We start from the raw sequence: 17,610 nt of genomic DNA, 5'->3' as shown, positions 1-17,610 counted from the left end.
GTTTGGTTTATTAAATAATTATTAAGAATGGTGAGTATTAATTTTAATTGTTAATGATATGTTTCTCCTCGGCATTTATAAAATGCCACGATAAGGAGAATCATAATGAAAATAGCCAAGCATTTTTTGGCAGTAGCCGTAGCCAGTGCGATGTCACTATCTGCACATGCCGGTGAGTCAGTTTATTTAAGCAAACCAATCAACTTTACATCATTTTCTGGGCTGAATTCTCAGCTTGGTGTCGACAATGCTTCCAGCTTCAAAATGGTAAAAGAAGTGAATCTGAAGAAGCGTGGCATCTACAAAGTTAAAGTCCAGCAAAACATCTGGGGAGTGCCTGTTTGGGGCCACTACCTAAACGCAACGCAAAGTGCCCAAGGTGGTGCCCTAAAAGCCGTTCAGGGCAAATACGTGAAGATGGCAGGCGTTGATCGCAAGTTCGTAAAGCCTTCTTTAAACCGCGCACAAGCACTTGAGTTGGCAAGCAAAGATCTTAAAGCAGGTGTCGCTGCGAGCCCATCTTTAGCGAACGCCAAAGACGATCTTTACGTGTATCAAGACGGCGATAAAACTCGTTTGATTTACGTAATCTCTTACCTGATTGAAGGTCAAGCACACCCATCGCGTCCGTTTACTATGTTGGATGCGCACAGTGGTGAAATCATCGACCGTTGGGAAGGTATTGCCCATGCCCAAATCGGTACCGGCCCTGGTGGTAACGAGAAAACAGGTCAGTATGAATACGGTACCGATTACCACTATCTTGATGTGACGGAAAACGGCACCGAGTGTGTGATGGAGTCCGATAACGTTGTCACTGTGGATCTAAACGGTGCAACATCAGGTACAACGCCTTATTCCTACGAATGTCCGCGCAACGAGCACAAAGAAATCAACGGTGCTTATTCACCACTGAACGACGCGCATTACTTCGGTAACGTTGTATTCGACATGTACAAAGATTGGTTTGATACAGCGCCGCTGACATTCAAACTGATGATGCGTGTTCACTACGGCAACGGCTACGAAAACGCCTTCTGGGATGGTCAGGCGATGACCTTCGGTGACGGTGAAAGTTACTTCTATCCATTGGTGAGCCTGGATGTATCTGCGCACGAAGTCAGCCATGGTTTCACTGAGCAAAACTCAGGTCTTATCTACGCGAATCAGTCTGGTGGTATGAATGAAGCCTTCTCTGATATCGCAGGTGAAGCTGCTGAATACTACATGAAAGGGACGAACGACTGGATGGTCGGTCGTGACATCTTCAAAGCAGACGGTGCACTGCGTTATATGGACGATCCTTCACGTGACGGTTCTTCTATCAACCACGCTTCTGATTACTACGATGGGCTGAATGTGCACTACAGTTCTGGTGTATTCAATAAAGCTTTCTATCACATCGCTACTACTCAGGGTTGGGATACTAAGAAGGCGTTCGAACTGTTTGTTCTGGCTAACCAGATCTACTGGGCAGAAGACAGTGACTTCTGGCAAGGTGCATGTGGCGTGAAAAACGCAGCAGATGACCTAGGTTATAACTCTGAAGACGTCGTAGCAGCGTTTGGCGTTGTGGGTGTTGAGCCATGTGCAGAGCCACCGCTACCGCCAGAACCAGAGTATCAGCGTCTAGAAAATGGCCAAGCCGTTACTGTTGCCGGCGGTACAGGTTCGAAGACCTACTTCGACATCGAAGTGCCTGAAGGTAAAGATAAGCTAACAGTCGAACTTGGTGTTTCAACTGGTGACCCAGACATCTATGTTGGCCTTGACTATGCGCCAAGCTCGCAGGAAAACATCTGTAAGAGTGAGTCGGTGACTGATGAAGTTTGTGTCATCGAAAACCCAACGGCTGGTCGTTACACCGTCAACGTATTCGGTTACTCAGAATATGCCGATGCAAACCTGAAAGCATCGTTTGACTCTGGTAGCACTAACGTTCCACCAGTCGCTTCATTCGACCATGTTGTCACAGGCAAGAAAGTTGACCTAACCAGCACAAGTAGTGATAGCGATGGGGACATTGTTTCTTACCAGTGGAACCTTGGTGACGGTAACTCTCAGTCAGGTGCAGTAGTTAGCCACACTTACGCGGCAGCTGGTGATTACGTTGTGACTCTGACGGTAACGGATAATGCAGGTGCTGCAACGACGTCCAACAAGACCATCACAATTGAAGATACGGCAACAGACGCGTTCCCACTCAAACTGCAATTTGGTAACAAGCAGCCTAATGGCAAGGCACGCGTTAAGCTGGCTTGGGAATACCTAACAGACGACTACTTTGTTGTGAAGCGTAACGGCAAAGTGGTGGGTGCAACTGAATTTACTTCTTACGTCGATAAGTTCCGTCACAACGGCACGATTGATGTTGAGTACCAAGTATGTACCTCAGGTGACGTTTGTTCTGAGACGAAGCGCTACCGCTTCATCAAAGCCAACTAATCCATTCTAAAAACGACAGGGCTCCGAATGGAGCCCTGCTTTGTATCACGTCTACAGAATTTACAAGGAACTCAGTTCTGCTATGAAAAAGACATTATTAGCTTTAGCTCTATTTGGGAGCGCTTCAGCCTTTGCAGCATCAGATGCTAACGTACTTAAAGATGGTGAAGTATGGATTACCACGGATGCAGATGCTCAGCATTTGATCACGCAGCATGGTGCAGCCGTGTACAGCGGATTTGCTGCTAATTCAAATGCCGTAGTCGCTCAAATTGATCAAAAACAGTTAGCGGCACTCTCCAGCCATATGCATGAAGCAAAGCACCGTTGTGGTGGTTATATGGTGCATGCAGACAAGGCAAGCGCAATGAAAGCGGCGGGTATGCCACTGTCGATGAGTACGTTTGAGAAGCCGGTGATCAGCCACCACGACACGGTCGAGTCGTTGATTGCACAGGTCGAGCCAAACAACATGGTGACTACCATTGAAAACCTAACCAGCTTTACTAACCGTTTTTATACCACTTCTACGGGTATCGCTGCATCGGACTGGTTGCTAGAGCGCTGGCAAGAAGAGATTAAGGATGTACCTTATGCTTCAGCTCAGCAAATCTCACACAGTGATTACCCACAGAAATCGGTTGAAGTAACTTTAGTCGGTGCCAAGCATCCAGACGAGATTGTTGTGGTGGGTGGTCACCTAGATTCAACAGTTGGGTCATGGACAACCGAAGGTACAATATCACCGGGAGCCGATGATGACGCTTCGGGTATTGCAACCGTGACAGAAGCGTTGCGTCTTATGATTGCTAGTGGTATCCAGCCAGATCGCACCATCAAGTTTTACGGCTATGCTGCAGAAGAAGTGGGCTTGCGAGGTTCTCAGGACATCGCTCAAACGCTGAAAGGCGAGCAGGCGGATGTGGTCTCTGCCTTGCAACTGGATATGACCAACTATAACGGTTCGGCTCATGATATTACTTTCATCAGCGATTACACAGATGCGAATTTAACCGAATTTCTCAGCGAGTTGATTGATACCTATGCGAGTGAAATTACTTATGATTTTGACCGCTGTGGTTACGCTTGTTCGGATCACGCTTCTTGGCATAACGCGGGTTACCCGTCAGCGATGCCGTTTGAAACCATGTTCAATGATTACAACCCGCATATTCACACTGAGCACGACACGCTGGAGAACTCCGATCCAACCGCAAGCCATGCGACTAAATTTGCTAAGTTAGCCATTGCTTACTTGGTGGAAACCAGTTTGGATGACGCAGAGTCGCCAGTGAAGGAGCTAGAAAACGGTACACCAGTGGAGAACCTAACATCTGGTTACTTCGACGAACAGTTCTTTGTTTTCCGCACTACTGAGCCGGGCGAAGTCACGATTTCCATTACAGGCCCACGCAGTGGCGATGCAGATTTGTACGTGACCTATGAAGGTCCGGTTTCGAAAACAGAGTATGACTGTCGTCCGTTCCAGAATGGCAGCAATGAACAGTGCGTGTTTAACAAACCAGCCGGTGAGTTCAACATTATGATTCGTGGTTACCGCAACTTTGATGAAGTCGATATTGTGGCCAGCTTTAGCCCTGAAAATGCACAAGATCAAGATAAGTAACTATCTAAAAGTCTATCCATGGGAGTAAAGAATATATCATTCGCGTGTGAGTTATAGCCTTTTACTCACAATGCATCTTGTGGCTCTTCAAAACGTACATACCAGGTATCATGGTGTGTACGTTTTTTTGAACCCTAAGTCTTAGCAAGAAGATGGACTTACTGCGTTAAACTACCATCCAGTTAAAAGGAAATGATGATAAAACCATAAAGCCACTCCTGATGCTCGTATAGCTCACTACTCGCAAGGTATTTATGATTTTCTTGACCACAGCTTGTGATAGGTTTTTGGACAAAAACGCGCCAGCCCCCTTCAGTAAATTACAAAAACTAATCACTATTGGTATGGCAAAGCTAGTTGTGACGAGTTAGTGCGACGAATTAAATCGCACTATCGAACAGGCTTGGTTGGGGTGCGGATAATGTAGTTATGTTCAGTTAGAGCCCAATACCTAGACCTTTCTCGAGGAAAGCCAGAAAGAAAACCATTATCCAACTCCAAAATCCCAAAGCATTCCACCACATAAATGCCTTAAACTTTTTAGAATCCGTTGTTTCACGATGCCGAATAAAAGGATAAGCAATACAATAATTAGTAAACCGACTTCCGACATCCCATGATGCTTGATACTTTGGTCGCATATAACCTTTATCGTCGTAATACTTATTTAAATCTTTAGCTAATTGCTTATCTATGAAAATAATGTGTTTAAAACTACCTAACGAGATCACAGGCAATACAAACACTGATGGAAAGCACCAAACTATGGCATAAATAGCTATAATCTTTCGAGAAAAAAACAATATTGCTTCAATAAACTCTATCATTCAGTAGCCCACTCATACGCAAAGTCTGCACTCCACTTACCAGCGGTTGAGCCAGCCACACCACCAACAGCAAGTTCGAATAGATAAACACCTGCATACCCACCACCGATGATTGCAAAGAAGCGATGGGGATAGTTAAATAAAATACTTCCCAATGATCATCAACCCAAAAGAGAAAATGTAGCTCCACATACCTAATGCGTTAACCCACATAAACAATTTGAACTTTGTAGATTTGGTTGTCGCTCGATGACGAATAAATGGATATTTAACCCAGTAATCAAAGCACCGACGTCCTATCTCCCAAGATAGTTGATATTTAGGGCGCATATAGCCTTTTTCGTCATAATATTTGCTTAGATCTTTCGCAAGCTGCTTATCCATGAAAATAATATGTCTAAAGCTACCTAAAGACACAACCGCATTCATTACCACAGCAGGTACAGACCACACTACTGCATAGTAAAAAAAAACAAATGCAATATCCTTAATCACTATTCGGAGCCCCACGCATACATTTCATCCACAAACCATTTACTAGCAGTAGAACCAGCAACACCACCAACAAGACCTCCCGCCACAGCCCCCCCAATTGCTGCAATCGCCAGAACAGGAGCCGATGCAGTCACACCAATTACTAAAGCGATACCTGACACGGCTGATACGGCTAGTCCAGTGCCAACACTGCCACCTTGAATTCCACCGTACACACCACCGATAAATCCGCCTATCTCACGAGTTGCGGTTTTACCACAATTCCCTGAGCCATCCACCTTACAGGCTTTATAGATGTTATCGACTCCGCTTACCGCTCCAACAGTGAGACCTATGTAACCTAAGCCTCTCGACGCTGAAATCCCAAGTGCAATATTGCCGATCCGTTTCCCTAAATCTTTGACAAACCCTGTCTTGAGAATTTCATCGGCATTATGGATCATTGACCTAGAGGAGAGATTGAGATTGCGCTTCACTTGCGTGTGAATAGGAAGCTGAACACTTCGTTTAGACAACCTCGCAAAGGAGCCATCCAGCTTTTTAAACAAGGCGGCACGCTGTTCAAAAAATCGATTATTGTTGACATAGCCTACTTTACGTTTGGTTTCGAGATGCTTCACATGCAGCTCATTAATTTCTAACAGCACATTCTGAATATTCTTCAGATTCTGCTCGACCAACGCTGATGTGGCGCCCACGCCGGTTGCCACTTGTGCGTAGTAATCTGTAGGCAACCCATCATTACGGATCCGTTCATCTAACTGATGAGAAAATAAATCAAAGTGACGATTGAGCGTGGCGACTTCTTCATCCGCTAGCTTGGCTAGCTCAGTACTGGCAGTTTTCGCTTGTTCCAACCATTCATCAAATAAGCGTTGGTCATCAGGGGTTTTCGGTTCGACCGTGGGTAATAAAACAATCTCCCCCTGACGCACTGGCTCATTCAAATGAGTATTGCACTGCTTGATATACAGCTTTTGTTCTTCTTTGGTTTCAGCCGTAAATAGGCTCGCCCACAACGCCTCTTGGGGTTGTGTTACAGGCGATTGCATCCAACCAAGTTCAAAGACTTGTGCTGCTTTTTCACGTTCAGAAATGACTCTTTTTCGGTTCTCTGCCCATCGTTGTTCATCACTTTCTGAGTACGTTAATTCAGCCTTACGTTCTAGACGTTGACGTGCTGCACGCTCTCCTGTGGTTTCTTGTCTGACTCCTGGCGCTACAGGAGCGGATTCATATCTCATGGGAGTTGGCTTGACTGATAAATAAATAGGATTATAACAATGTTTTCAATGATTTATAATCACCAGTAATGAGCAGTGATAATTTCACTGCCCAAACGGTTGTTTTGACAAACCAAACAACCATAGTGAAGGTTAAAACGTTTTGATTTGCATTCCATCTGGTACTTTTTGCAGGGTAAACGAATGCCTCCGAATTTGTAGCATATCAGTTCTAGCTCATTTCGGGGCACCAATGAGTTTGAAATACCTACTACAAAAGTTCTTTCAAGTAGTTATTTCGCTTATGAAAATGGTTAGGTGAGTCGGAAGTCTGCCTTATATCATCGGCACCACCGAGGATATGAATTTCACACTCAAAGCCGTCATGGTCTGGGTTGATCGCTTACTGGATGAGCTTATTGATTTCTGTTACGAGCACCTTGGTAGGAGCAATGATACGATTGCTTTCAGGGCAATCATACTCGCCCAATGCTCACGTAAGCTTCCCATGTGCTCAGAAGATATTTGATATAGATAACACGCTTTTATACCACGACTTAATCCATCTCTGTCTCTAGTCACTCTAAATCGCTATTCTGAGCCAATATGTTGAATTTACGACTATATTAATATTTATATGCAATCACATGGGTGTAGATTCAGCTTTCTAATTTAATGGCTGGAAACATATAAGTATTATGAATTCATTGTTCGTATTTTTGTGTACGTTACTTGTCTTATTGATGCAGGTTGGCTTTTTGCTGTTAGAAGCGGGAACGGTGCGCAGAAAAAATACAGTCAATGTTGCTGCAAAAAACTTAATAGACCTAGCGGTGGTCTTGGGGCTGTATTGGCTGCTTGGCTACGGCATTATGTTTGGTGATTCTTGGCAAGGATTACTTGGGACCAGTCAGTTCATGCTCCCAGCATTTAACACTGTCGATGAAGGTGCATTTTTTTTCTATCAGATGGTCTTTTGTGCCACATCAGTCACCATTATTTCTGGAGCGATTGCAGAGCGAGGTAGCTTGAAGGGCTATATTGCGATTTCTGTCTTAATTGCAACTTTTATTTATCCGACTGTCGGTCACTGGATTTGGGCAGACGACGGATGGTTAGCACAATACGGTTTTGTAGATTTCGCGGGTTCAACCGCTGTTCACGCAGTTGGTGGCTGGGCAGCACTTGCTGCCGTGATTGTGATAGGCCCTAGATTAGATCGTTTTAAGGACGGTAAAACCTTCCACCACAGTAGCTTAGTACAGACCGTCACAGGGGTCGTGTTCTTATGGATTGGGTGGTTAGGGTTCAATGCTGGCAGCTCACTCGCGTTTAGTGCCAATACTTTTAATATCATCCTCAATACTATCCTTGCCGGGGCGATGGGGGGGCTGACATCAGCGTTAGTTTCATTGTATTTGGTTAAGCGAGTACACGTCCCCCATTTCTGCAACGGTATTTTGTCGGGCTTAGTGGCTATCACTGCCAACTGTCATTTAGTCAATGCCCCTAGTGCGGTGGTAATAGGTATGGTTGCGGCTGTGATTTATACCTTTGCCCACCATTTTTTAATCCGCAAAAAGATCGATGATGTGGTAGGTGCGATACCGGTTCATCTGGCGAATGGGATCTGGGGCACTTTGGCTGTCGCCTTTTTTGCTCCTCAAGACGCTTTTTCAGGGTTATTGGTCGCTGAAGACCGACTCAGCCAAATCGTGATTCAGATATTTGGCATTAGCGTAACCAGTGCATTTGTTTTTCCTCTCAGTTATTTGGCTTTCTACTTAATTAATAAGTTGATTCCTTTGAGAGTGCCGCAGGATGAAGAGGTAGTTGGGCTGAATATCTCTTCGCACGAAGCCAGTAGCGAGCTCTATGACTTAGTGACGGTCATGCAGCATCAAGAAGCGAGTGGTGATTTTACCCAACGAATTAGCTACGACCCAACGTCAGAGGTTGGAATGATTGCACGCCAGTACAATCGAGTGTTAACGCGCTTCGAAGATGCATTAGTCAAAGTGACGAAAAAACACCATTCTCTTGTTGAGTCAAATCAGCGTATTAAAGAGATGGAAGCGAGGTTAGAGAGAGATGAAAAGTTGTCGAATTTAGGTCAAGTCAGCTCTGGACTTTTGAGGGAAATCAATGGGCCTATCAGTTATGTCTTGAGTAATATTAATACGCTTAAAGATTACAATCGTTTTTTTAAAACTTTAGTGACGGAATACAAAACGTTTGCTGCTGCGGCATCTGCGCATCCTATAGTCGCCAAGGAAGTGTTGAATCGGATAGATCGAATTTGTGCGGAGGAAGATCTGGACTTTGTCTTTGAAGATAGTGATGAGCTGATTAAAGCGACATCCGAAGGGGCTTTAAAAATTGATAATATCCTTTCCAATATCAAGACGTTTTCAGATTACAGTGATGAGCCGTTTGATTTGAAAGATGTTCATGTCATTTTATCATCTGCGATTGAGAGCCTGTCAGAACGCATCGAGTCTAACTGTCAGATTATTGAGTCTTATGGTGCTGAAAATGCACTGGTTTCATGCAGTTCTCATCAACTTGAACAGCTTTTCGTGAATCTACTTGTGAACTCTTTACAGGCTATTGGCAATGAACTGGGGGCAATTAAGGTAATAACAAGTAACTCAGAAAAAGAGTTAGTCATTCATATAGTTGACAGTGGTATTGGTATTCCCGAAGAAAATATATCTCAGATATTTGAACCTTTTTTTAGTACGCGAGCAGAGACAAGCAATACAGGGCTAGGGTTATCTATTTGTCATGGTGTCGTGAACAACCATGGAGGTAAAATTGATGTTGTGAGCAAAGTCGGTAAAGGGACTAAGTTCACCGTACATTTGCCAATATCAAACTAACTATCAATTGAAAGGGAAGTCCGTATGGATAAGGAGAGTTTAGTAAAACTGGTTATTGTGGATGACGAAGTACAGATAACTCGTGCGCTTTCACGTTTATTGAGAAAAGATTTCTGTGTTGTGGCATTCAATAATCCAGTCGATGCTCTTGCATACCTTAATGATCACGAAGTTTCTCTCATTGTTGCAGATTTGAATATGGTTTCTATGAATGGACCTAAATTCTTCTCTCAGGCTAAGCACGTTCAACCTAGTGCGGTACGAGTCGCTTTGGCAAGTCGTGTTGTTAATAATGATTTCATGGCTTTAATTAACGAAGGAAGTATCAGTTATGTACTGTCTAAACCTTGGGAAAACGAAGCGGTAAAGAAGACATTATCTCGACTCAAGTCCCAGTTTGAGATGATGGGGGGTATTGAGAAGTATGTGAAGCATCAAGAAGTCGTTAATACAAAGCTTCAGCGAGATAATGAGAGTTTAAAAAGGCAACTTGCGGAAAAGAGTCAGTATATTAATGGGCTAGAGCTGAAATCTAAAGGCGTAAACCATAAGTATAACGAGTTAATGCACAGCACATTAAACGTGCTGGTGAACGTTATTGTAGATAGTGGCTACCTTCAAAAGCCAGATCTATTGCGCATAGCGAATCATGCCAAGGAGTTGGTCAGCTACATGTCATCTTCTGATGTCTCTAGTGATCAGGCCTATAGAGCGGCCTTACTTCACCCGATTGGATTGGTGTTTTGCCAATTGAACCAGCAGTCGTCACCGGTATACGAAGCACATCATATCGGACCTTGTAGTTTTGGCCCCAAAGCTGCGGAACTGTTTTCCTCTAATGCTTTCTTTGAGCCGCTTCTCTCAGGTATACAGTATCAAGATGAAAATGTTGATGGCTCAGGGTTTGCCAAAGGATTAATAGGAGAGCAAATACCTGTTTTAGCAAGGCTCATAAGAGTGGTTAAGGATTATCATTATCTCACAGTGAATCATGGTGATAGAACAAAGCTTTGTTTGCCAGCAGTTGCTGAGAGTGTGATGAAAGAGAAATCAAAGATTCATTATGATCCTGTCATTCTTAAGGCCTATTTTCATATGTTGGAAGATAAACGTAGGAATAATTCGAGAACACTGGAATGTTGTGTAAGTCTTAGCGATCTAAAACCAGGAATTGAAATTAAACGAGATGTTTCTCTGCCCAATGGCAATATTCTTATTAAAAGAGGAAGTACACTGAATCAGGAAATGTTGGATAGATTGTTTGAACTTGAAGAATCTAAAGTCCAACACTTTGTTTATGTCATCTAGAGTTAATTTCATGACATTGACATGTGCATTTAGGTTTAAAAAATGCCTAGCGTGTATCAATTTCCCCCGTATGTTGAAGTCCACCTTTCTAAATAACCCATTCTTTTACGCTCCTATAACAGCAGTGGTCTGATGAGATACTGACTAGTAGCACAAGTATTTCCCTTAATAACTGTGATGGTTCTTTTTAAATTGAAAGTGCGTCTTTTTTGATTATTTTCCTTATCTTTATTATGGGTATGATGCGTATGCGCTTTGTTGCATTGGAGAGGTATATGAAATCTATTACAAAAAGAAACCAAGATATTACTAAGGTGCTCGATAAGCCCTTCACCATTAATGTTGATGGAAAACCGATTCCGGCGGTTGAAGGAGAGAGCGTGCTCAGTGCTTTATTGGCTTCGAACATTCGTCAGTTGATGACCAACGATTATGGTGCAGAGTCTGGTCCATATTGTGGTATGGGAGTTTGTCATTGCTGCCTTCTGCATATCGATGGTCGCCACAAACAAAGAGCCTGTCAGACTATCGTCAAACCTGATATGAAGGTTGAGACCAGCCGTAATTTTGTGCTGGAGCAAGGGGGTGAGCTATGACGAAGAAAGTGGTGATCATCGGTGGTGGACCGGCAGGCATGTCGGCAGCGACTGAATTGGCACGCTTTGGGATTCATACCACCGTTATTGATGAAGCCCCTAAAGCAGGTGGAGTGATCTATCGTGGTCCATGGCGTAAAACAGCAGACATGCCCCACCTAGATGAAAAATTAACCACTGCGATGGACAAACTGCAGGAGGATTATCAGAGTAACGCATCTTTTATCGACTTAAAAACCCAGACAAGAGTGCTTGGGCCTTTAGGAGAAAACAATTTATTGGTTACTCATGATCACAAGCTATCTCATATTGAATATGACCATTTGTTGTTGGCGACAGGATGTCAGGAGCGAAGCATTCCATTCCCTGGATGGCAGCTTCCGGGTGTTATGCTGTTGGGGGCCATACAGTTACAGTTGAAGAGTGGCTTAGTCCGACCTGGCAATAAAGTGGTGATTACGGGCAGTGGCCCACTGCTGGTATTGGTGGCTTGCCAGTTACATAAAGCAGGTTGTCAGGTTGAGGCCATTTATGAAGCGGCTAAGTTTTCATCAATAGCTAAAGAAACGCTGGCGATGCTTAATCGTCCTCAGCAAGCGTTGGATGGCCTGTCTATGATGTGGTACCTCAAGCAACATAACATTCCACTGCATTATGGGTGGGGGCTAGTCAAAGCAGAAGGCGTTCGCCAACTGAATGAAGTGACGGTCGCACCGTATGATGACAACTGGTACCCAGATCATTCTCAAGCGGTCACGCATGTCGTTGATACCTTGGGGGTAGGATACGGTTTTGCTGCGCGCTCGCAATTGGCTCAATTAATTGGGCTGCACATAGAATATGACCACATGAGTGGTGCAATCCCTGTGGTGGATGAATGGCAGCGTAGCAGTCAGAAAAACATCTTCTGTGCGGGAGATAGTGCCAAAATTGCAGGTGCAGATGCCGCTATGTTAGAGGGTAAAATCGCCGCGAAAGCCATTGCTTGTGAGATGGGAAAACTGGGGGGCGCAGATGCAGAGCAATACATTGCAGCAATGCGCCGTAAATTGTCTCGTCTCTATCGCTTCCGTCAAGCGTTTGATAATGCCGGTTTCCGCGAACTAGGGCTACTCTCTTTGCCTGATGAAGACACGGTGATTTGCCGATGTGAGCAAGTGAAGAAAAAGGCCATCGATGATGCGATTGCTCAAGGATGTCGAGACATTGTCACTTTAAAAATGCGTACTCGAGCGACTATGGGTGACTGTCAGGGTAAGACCTGCTCCCATTATTGTTACGACAGATTAAAGAAAGAAGGGTTCAGTCAGGAGCAAGGCTTAGTTCGCCCAAGGTTTCCACTTGATCCAATCCCATTTTCAGCGCTGGAGGAAGAATAATGAAAGCGTACGATGTAGTCATTTGTGGTGGTGGTGTTATTGGCGCATCCATTGCTTACTTCCTGAGCCGTCAGAAGGATCTAAAAATAGCCGTTGTTGATTTTAAATATCCTGGAAACGCTTCCCGAGCATCAGCAGGGGGATTATGGGCAATGGGTGAGTCAACAGGGTTAGGCTGTGGCGTTATCTTATTTAAGACATTATCCAAACAAATGCAGGAGTCGGGGGCGAATGAAGCGCCGGAAATGAATCCTCATATCATGCCTGAACCTTTCTTCGATATGGCGATGATGTCTAACGCAATGTATCCGGCTCTCTATGAAGAGTTGGTTGAAAAGCATGGTGTTGACTTCAAGTTTGAACGCACAGGGCTAAAGTTTGTGATGTTCGATAAATATGATCGCATGTACGCTGAACAAATCGCAGCAGCGGTCCCTGATCGTCATGACCATGTTCGATGGGTTTCACAAGAGGAGTTGCATGCTGAGGAGCCTAACGTCTCCAAAGAGGCCATTGGAGCAATGGAGTTCGACTGTGATCACCAAATTAACCCATATCGCCTTAACGAAGCCTATCTGGAAGCTGCGCGCCAAAATGGGGTTGAGTTATATCTCAATACTAAAGTGACTGGAATCGAGAGACAGGGCAACCGCGTCACAGCAGTAAAAACTGAACAAGGTGTCTTACCGTGTAAAATGATGGTCAACGCTGCAGGTGCTTGGGCGGAGACGATCAGTCAATGGGCGACAGGCTATAAGCTGCCGGTGTTCCCAGTGAAAGGTCAGGTCATTATTACTGAGAAACTACCGAAGTTACTCAACGGTTGCTTGACGACCAGTGATTGCTATATCGCGCAGAAAGATAATGGTGAGATCCTGATAGGCTCGACAACGGAAGAACGAGGCTTTGATACCAGTAATGACATCAAATACATCAAGCAGTTAGGACAAGGAGCCATGAAGTCTATTCCTGCGTTAAAAGACATGAACATCAAACGTTGTTGGGCAGGGCTGCGTCCGGGTTCTCCAGATGAGCTACCGATTATCGGACCAGTGCCGGGAGTGGAGGGTTACCTCAATGCTTGCGGGCATTTCCGAACTGGTATGTTGACATCAGCGATAACGGGGAGAATTCTCGATGAGCTTGTGAGAAGTTTGCCGACTTGCGTTGATATTTCACCTTTCTCCTATCAACGTTTCTTAAACAGCGAGGGGGAGATGATTGGTAAATACCAACTCGATCATGCTTTATAAACGAGTTTGTTTCTAAATAAAAAATGAGCCAGCACAATTGCTGTCTCATTTTTGCTGTTTTCCTAGTGAATATTGATGTCCCATTTTATCTCTTTGGCCTTGCTGCTAACATGGCGCTTACCCGTATCAAATATCTGATAAGACATACTACAAGATGAAAAAGCGCTTTTTACCCATTCCTCTTATCCTTCTGATCCCTATTCTCTTATTAATAGTTGTCACTATCGCCGGCCTGTATCGATTTAGTCTTTCTGATGAAGAGATCATGGCTAAGTTTCCTAATCAAGCTGCAAGTAGCGACGCTGTTATGCATTCTGTCTTTGGTATTTCAACTACTAACCCATGGACAGTGAAAGTACCTGATAGTCAGGCATATTCCTTTATGAAAAAGCTTGACCCAGAGACGGGGTTAGCCAGTGGCACATATGAAGATGGTGCTGAGCGGGGTACCATTACCGTGAATACCAAGCAGATGGTTCAGGTGACACCAACTTTATTGGCTTCGATATTGACAGTCTCAAATCAAGGCTCCGGTGTGTTCTACTATCTTGCCACATTTCATTATGACGAGTTTCGAAAGCGCATGATTTCAAGAGAAGCGCAATTTTTGGGAGACAGAATAGTGGTGGAGACACTTGAGAAGCAGCAGCACAACCTCCGTCTCATTATTAAACAACGTGATGCTGATCAATCAATGGCGCAAGAAGCAACGATTTCAACGGCTATACTTTTCAAACTGACTGGGCAAGATAGCCTAGAGCGTGTCGAGTAATCAGTGTTCAATACGGTATTGTGCATGTGGTACGGATTACTTATTATTTGGCCTAACAAGCTATGAGATGGATTTGTTATTGTCGTTAATGGAGTAAATCATGATTAATAAGCGCTTCTTTAAAACTAAAGATGAAGTTGAAGTGACGTTCGAGCTGTCGGAAGAGCAGGTTGGACAATCGGTGGCTATTGTAGCTGACTTCTTAGATTGGCAGCCAACGCAGATGAAAAAAGTGGCTAAATCAAAATCGTATAAGTTCAAAACACGTTTGCCAAAGGATAGTCAGTTCCAATTCCGTTACTTGGTGGATAACGAAAGATGGATTAACGATCCGAATGCCGATCAGTATCAACCAAACGGATTTGGTTCCGATAACGGGCTAGTTTTAACCTATAAGTAATATAAATACATATGAAAGTGAGTGATTACTATCATTCATGAGGCACATCTATAAGGCGCGTTTGCGCCTTTTTTTGATCCAAACATGACATTCCCTAGGTGACAAGCCGAGTAGAAATTCGTACCCTTATGCCTTTGTTTTAACCATGTAAAAGGTCAAATTGTGCAGTCCCAAAGATTGACATCTCGCTTTAGAGAGCTCTCCAAGTCGAGAAAAGTGATGCTTTTGAGTCTTCCTATTGTTGCCATATTGATGCTATCTGCAACAAACAAAAGCAGCCAATATCAGCGCACTATTGATCTTTCGCTACCTGAATCGACCATCGTTAATGATTTGCTTAACGATACGGATGTGGTTCAGGAAATGCCGAATTATGAATATGTGATTCGCAAAGGCGATAATCTTAGTACGATTTTTGATCAGCTCGGCTTCGGATATAGTGAGCTGATGAAGATAATGGAAACAGATCTGAACTATCTCGCTCTGGATACGTTAAAACCGGGAAATACCCTACGATTCTGGCAAGACGCCGAAACTAAGCGGCTTGCAAAAATGGAACTTGAGTTCAGCATTGTTGAACGAGCAGTGTATAGCCTACTTGACGATGGTAGCTATGCATTTACCGATGTGAAGATTCCGGGTACTTGGAAAGAACAGGCGCTGGTGGGAGAAATTGCAGGTAGTTTTTCTCAGTCTTTACATCGTTTAGGTTTAGGGAGTGTTGAAAACGAGCAAATTGTTACTTTATTAAAAGACAAGCTTAACTTTTCCCGTGATCTGCGTGCGGGTGATGTGTTCGAGGTGGTGCTTTCCAAGCAATATGTTGGCGACCAATTGACGGGTAACAAAGAGCTCCAGGCGGTAAAAATATATAACCGTGGAAGAGAGGTAACGGCTTATCTTCACTCTGACGGTCAATATTACGATAAGAATGGTAATAGCCTTCAGCGCGCTTTCCAGCGTAAGCCTGTGAGTGGTCACTATCGCCTAAGCTCTAATTTTAACCCTACGCGTAAACACCCTGTAACGAGGCGTATTGCGCCACATAATGGGACAGACTGGGCTACTCCAACAGGTACGCCAATTGTCTCAACGGGCGATGGTGTCGTTGTCATGACACGTAAACATCCTTATGCAGGCAATTACGTTGTCATCCAGCATGGCAGCCGATATAAAACTCGCTATCTTCATTTGAGTAAGATTTTAGTGCGTAAAGGCCAGAAAGTTTCTCGTGGTCAGCGAATAGGTCTATCGGGTGCGACCGGCCGAGTTACAGGGCCGCATATTCACTATGAACTCATTGACCGAGGTCGACCAGTCAATGCGATGACAGCTAATATCCCAATGGCGAGCTCAGTTCCGAAAAATGAAATGATGGCTTTTAAAGCCCGCCGTGACGAGTTGGACACCATGCTTCGACAGCAAGAAATTCAACTGGCTAGTCAGAATGACTCTAAGACAAACAGTTAAATGGTTAGAGTCCAAAAAGCTCCTTCGGGAGCTTTTTTTATTTGTGATACACATAAGCTTTGCATTACATAAACGTCATCAAATTGCACCAAAAAAGTGATCATACCGAGACAAATGTAAATCGATTATCCATAAATTTCACAAATTGATTTCCATCAAAATAGTAGGGTTATTGTGTGTTAGTTTGCACTCCACAATAAATAAGATTCCCTCAATCATTAATTAAAATAAGCCCTACGTAAGGAAATCAACAATGAAAAAAACTGTATGTGGCCTAGCAGTGGTTGCTGCGCTTGCTTCCGGTAATGTTCTTGCTCACCAAGAAGGTGACTTTATTGTTCGCGCGGGATTGGCGATGGTCTCTCCAAACGACAGCAGTGATAAAATCTTAGGTTCTGATAAAGAGCTTCAAGTGGACTCAGACACACAAATCGGCCTTACTTTTGGCTATATGTTTACAGATAACATTAGTTTAGAGGTGCTTGCTGCAACGCCTTTCCAACATACCATTTCAACGGATTTGCTTAATCAAGATATTGGTGAAACTAAGCACTTACCACCTACGTTTATGGTTCAATACTATTTTGGTGAAGCGAACAGCGAGCTTCGTCCGTATGTCGGTGTTGGTATTAACTACACCACCTTCTTTGATGAAGGTTTTAACAGTAACGGTACAGCGGCAACCTTAAGTAATCTTAAGTTAGATGATTCTTGGGGGTTAGCAGCAAATGTAGGTTTAGATTACATGATAAACGAGGACTGGTTTATCAATGGCGCAGTTTGGTATGCGGATATCGATACAACCGCCACATTCGATCATGCTACGCTAGGTACTCAATCGGTTGATGTCTCTATTGACCCATGGGTATTTATGATTGGTGCTGGTTACAAGTTTTAATTCGTCTATCAGGAGAAAGCCAGCGATTGTTGTTA

The 17,610-nt window shown here is 43.9% G+C and carries 15 protein-coding genes; 11 read left to right on the top strand and 4 right to left on the bottom strand.

The window, feature by feature from the left end:
- Positions 1-105: 105 nt before the first annotated feature.
- Both L1D15_RS05350 and L1D15_RS05345 read left to right on the top strand, forming a co-directional pair.
- Positions 106-2,445 carry a M4 family metallopeptidase gene (locus L1D15_RS05350; RefSeq protein WP_239874916.1) on the top strand — a complete coding sequence of 780 codons (2,340 nt, stop codon included), beginning with the start codon at positions 106-108 and terminating at the stop codon, positions 2,443-2,445.
- 82 nt (positions 2,446-2,527) lie between these two features.
- Positions 2,528-4,072: a M28 family metallopeptidase gene (locus tag L1D15_RS05345; RefSeq protein WP_239863669.1), complete on the top strand. Its 1,545-nt coding sequence runs from the start codon at positions 2,528-2,530 to the stop codon at positions 4,070-4,072.
- Positions 4,073-4,509: 437 nt separating this feature from the next.
- Here L1D15_RS05345 and L1D15_RS05340 read toward each other — a convergent pair whose 3' ends face one another.
- The 4 genes from L1D15_RS05340 to L1D15_RS05325 are packed head-to-tail and all read right to left on the bottom strand — an operon-like array spanning position 4,510 to position 6,638.
- Complete coding sequence (locus tag L1D15_RS05340) at positions 4,510-4,899, bottom strand: hypothetical protein (RefSeq protein ID WP_239874915.1); 390 nt, start codon at positions 4,897-4,899, stop codon at positions 4,510-4,512.
- Positions 4,896-5,054: a hypothetical protein gene (locus tag L1D15_RS05335; RefSeq protein WP_239874914.1), complete on the bottom strand. Its 159-nt coding sequence runs from the start codon at positions 5,052-5,054 to the stop codon at positions 4,896-4,898. Before L1D15_RS05335 ends, L1D15_RS05340 begins: the two co-directional genes overlap by 4 nt.
- Positions 5,035-5,397 carry a hypothetical protein gene (locus L1D15_RS05330; RefSeq protein ID WP_239875123.1) on the bottom strand — a complete coding sequence of 121 codons (363 nt, stop codon included), beginning with the start codon at positions 5,395-5,397 and terminating at the stop codon, positions 5,035-5,037. Before L1D15_RS05330 ends, L1D15_RS05335 begins: the two co-directional genes overlap by 20 nt.
- The gene (locus tag L1D15_RS05325; protein ID WP_239874913.1) at positions 5,394-6,638 is read right to left on the bottom strand and encodes a hypothetical protein; all 1,245 of its coding nucleotides are present in this window, start codon (positions 6,636-6,638) and stop codon (positions 5,394-5,396) included. The genes L1D15_RS05330 and L1D15_RS05325 overlap by 4 nt, the downstream gene beginning before the upstream one ends.
- 677 nt (positions 6,639-7,315) lie before the next feature.
- Here L1D15_RS05325 and amt point away from each other — a divergent pair.
- The 9 genes from amt (at position 7,316) to ompW (ending at position 17,575) form a co-directional block, all read left to right on the top strand.
- Entirely contained in the window at positions 7,316-9,499 is a 2,184-nt protein-coding gene (gene amt / locus L1D15_RS05320) for an ammonium transporter (RefSeq protein WP_239874912.1), read from the top strand.
- Between the two features lie 24 nt (positions 9,500-9,523).
- Positions 9,524-10,807, top strand: coding sequence for an HD domain-containing phosphohydrolase (locus tag L1D15_RS05315; RefSeq protein ID WP_239863673.1), 1,284 nt, complete (start codon positions 9,524-9,526; stop codon positions 10,805-10,807).
- 275 nt (positions 10,808-11,082) lie between these two features.
- Positions 11,083-11,403, top strand: a complete 321-nt coding sequence (locus tag L1D15_RS05310; RefSeq protein ID WP_239835987.1) for a (2Fe-2S)-binding protein — start codon at positions 11,083-11,085, stop codon at positions 11,401-11,403.
- Positions 11,400-12,782 carry an FAD/NAD(P)-binding oxidoreductase gene (locus L1D15_RS05305; protein WP_239874911.1) on the top strand — a complete coding sequence of 461 codons (1,383 nt, stop codon included), beginning with the start codon at positions 11,400-11,402 and terminating at the stop codon, positions 12,780-12,782. Before L1D15_RS05310 ends, L1D15_RS05305 begins: the two co-directional genes overlap by 4 nt.
- Entirely contained in the window at positions 12,782-14,035 is a 1,254-nt protein-coding gene (locus L1D15_RS05300; RefSeq protein ID WP_275658283.1) for an FAD-dependent oxidoreductase, read from the top strand. The genes L1D15_RS05305 and L1D15_RS05300 overlap by 1 nt, the downstream gene beginning before the upstream one ends.
- 154 nt (positions 14,036-14,189) lie before the next feature.
- Complete coding sequence (locus tag L1D15_RS05295; protein WP_239874910.1) at positions 14,190-14,807, top strand: hypothetical protein; 618 nt, start codon at positions 14,190-14,192, stop codon at positions 14,805-14,807.
- Positions 14,808-14,907: 100 nt separating this feature from the next.
- On the top strand, positions 14,908-15,207 hold the full coding sequence (locus L1D15_RS05290) for an isoamylase early set domain-containing protein (protein ID WP_239835990.1): 300 nt from the start codon (positions 14,908-14,910) through the stop codon (positions 15,205-15,207).
- Positions 15,208-15,426: 219 nt separating this feature from the next.
- The gene (locus L1D15_RS05285) at positions 15,427-16,677 is read left to right on the top strand and encodes a peptidoglycan DD-metalloendopeptidase family protein (protein ID WP_239875122.1); all 1,251 of its coding nucleotides are present in this window, start codon (positions 15,427-15,429) and stop codon (positions 16,675-16,677) included.
- Between the two features lie 253 nt (positions 16,678-16,930).
- Positions 16,931-17,575, top strand: coding sequence for an outer membrane protein OmpW (ompW, locus tag L1D15_RS05280; protein WP_239835991.1), 645 nt, complete (start codon positions 16,931-16,933; stop codon positions 17,573-17,575).
- Positions 17,576-17,610: the final 35 nt, after the last annotated feature.

Origin of the sequence: Vibrio sp. Isolate25, from assembly GCF_022398025.1 — a bacterium.
Classification (GTDB): domain Bacteria; phylum Pseudomonadota; class Gammaproteobacteria; order Enterobacterales; family Vibrionaceae; genus Vibrio; species Vibrio coralliilyticus_A.
This window is presented reverse-complemented; position numbering and strand designations above follow the sequence as displayed.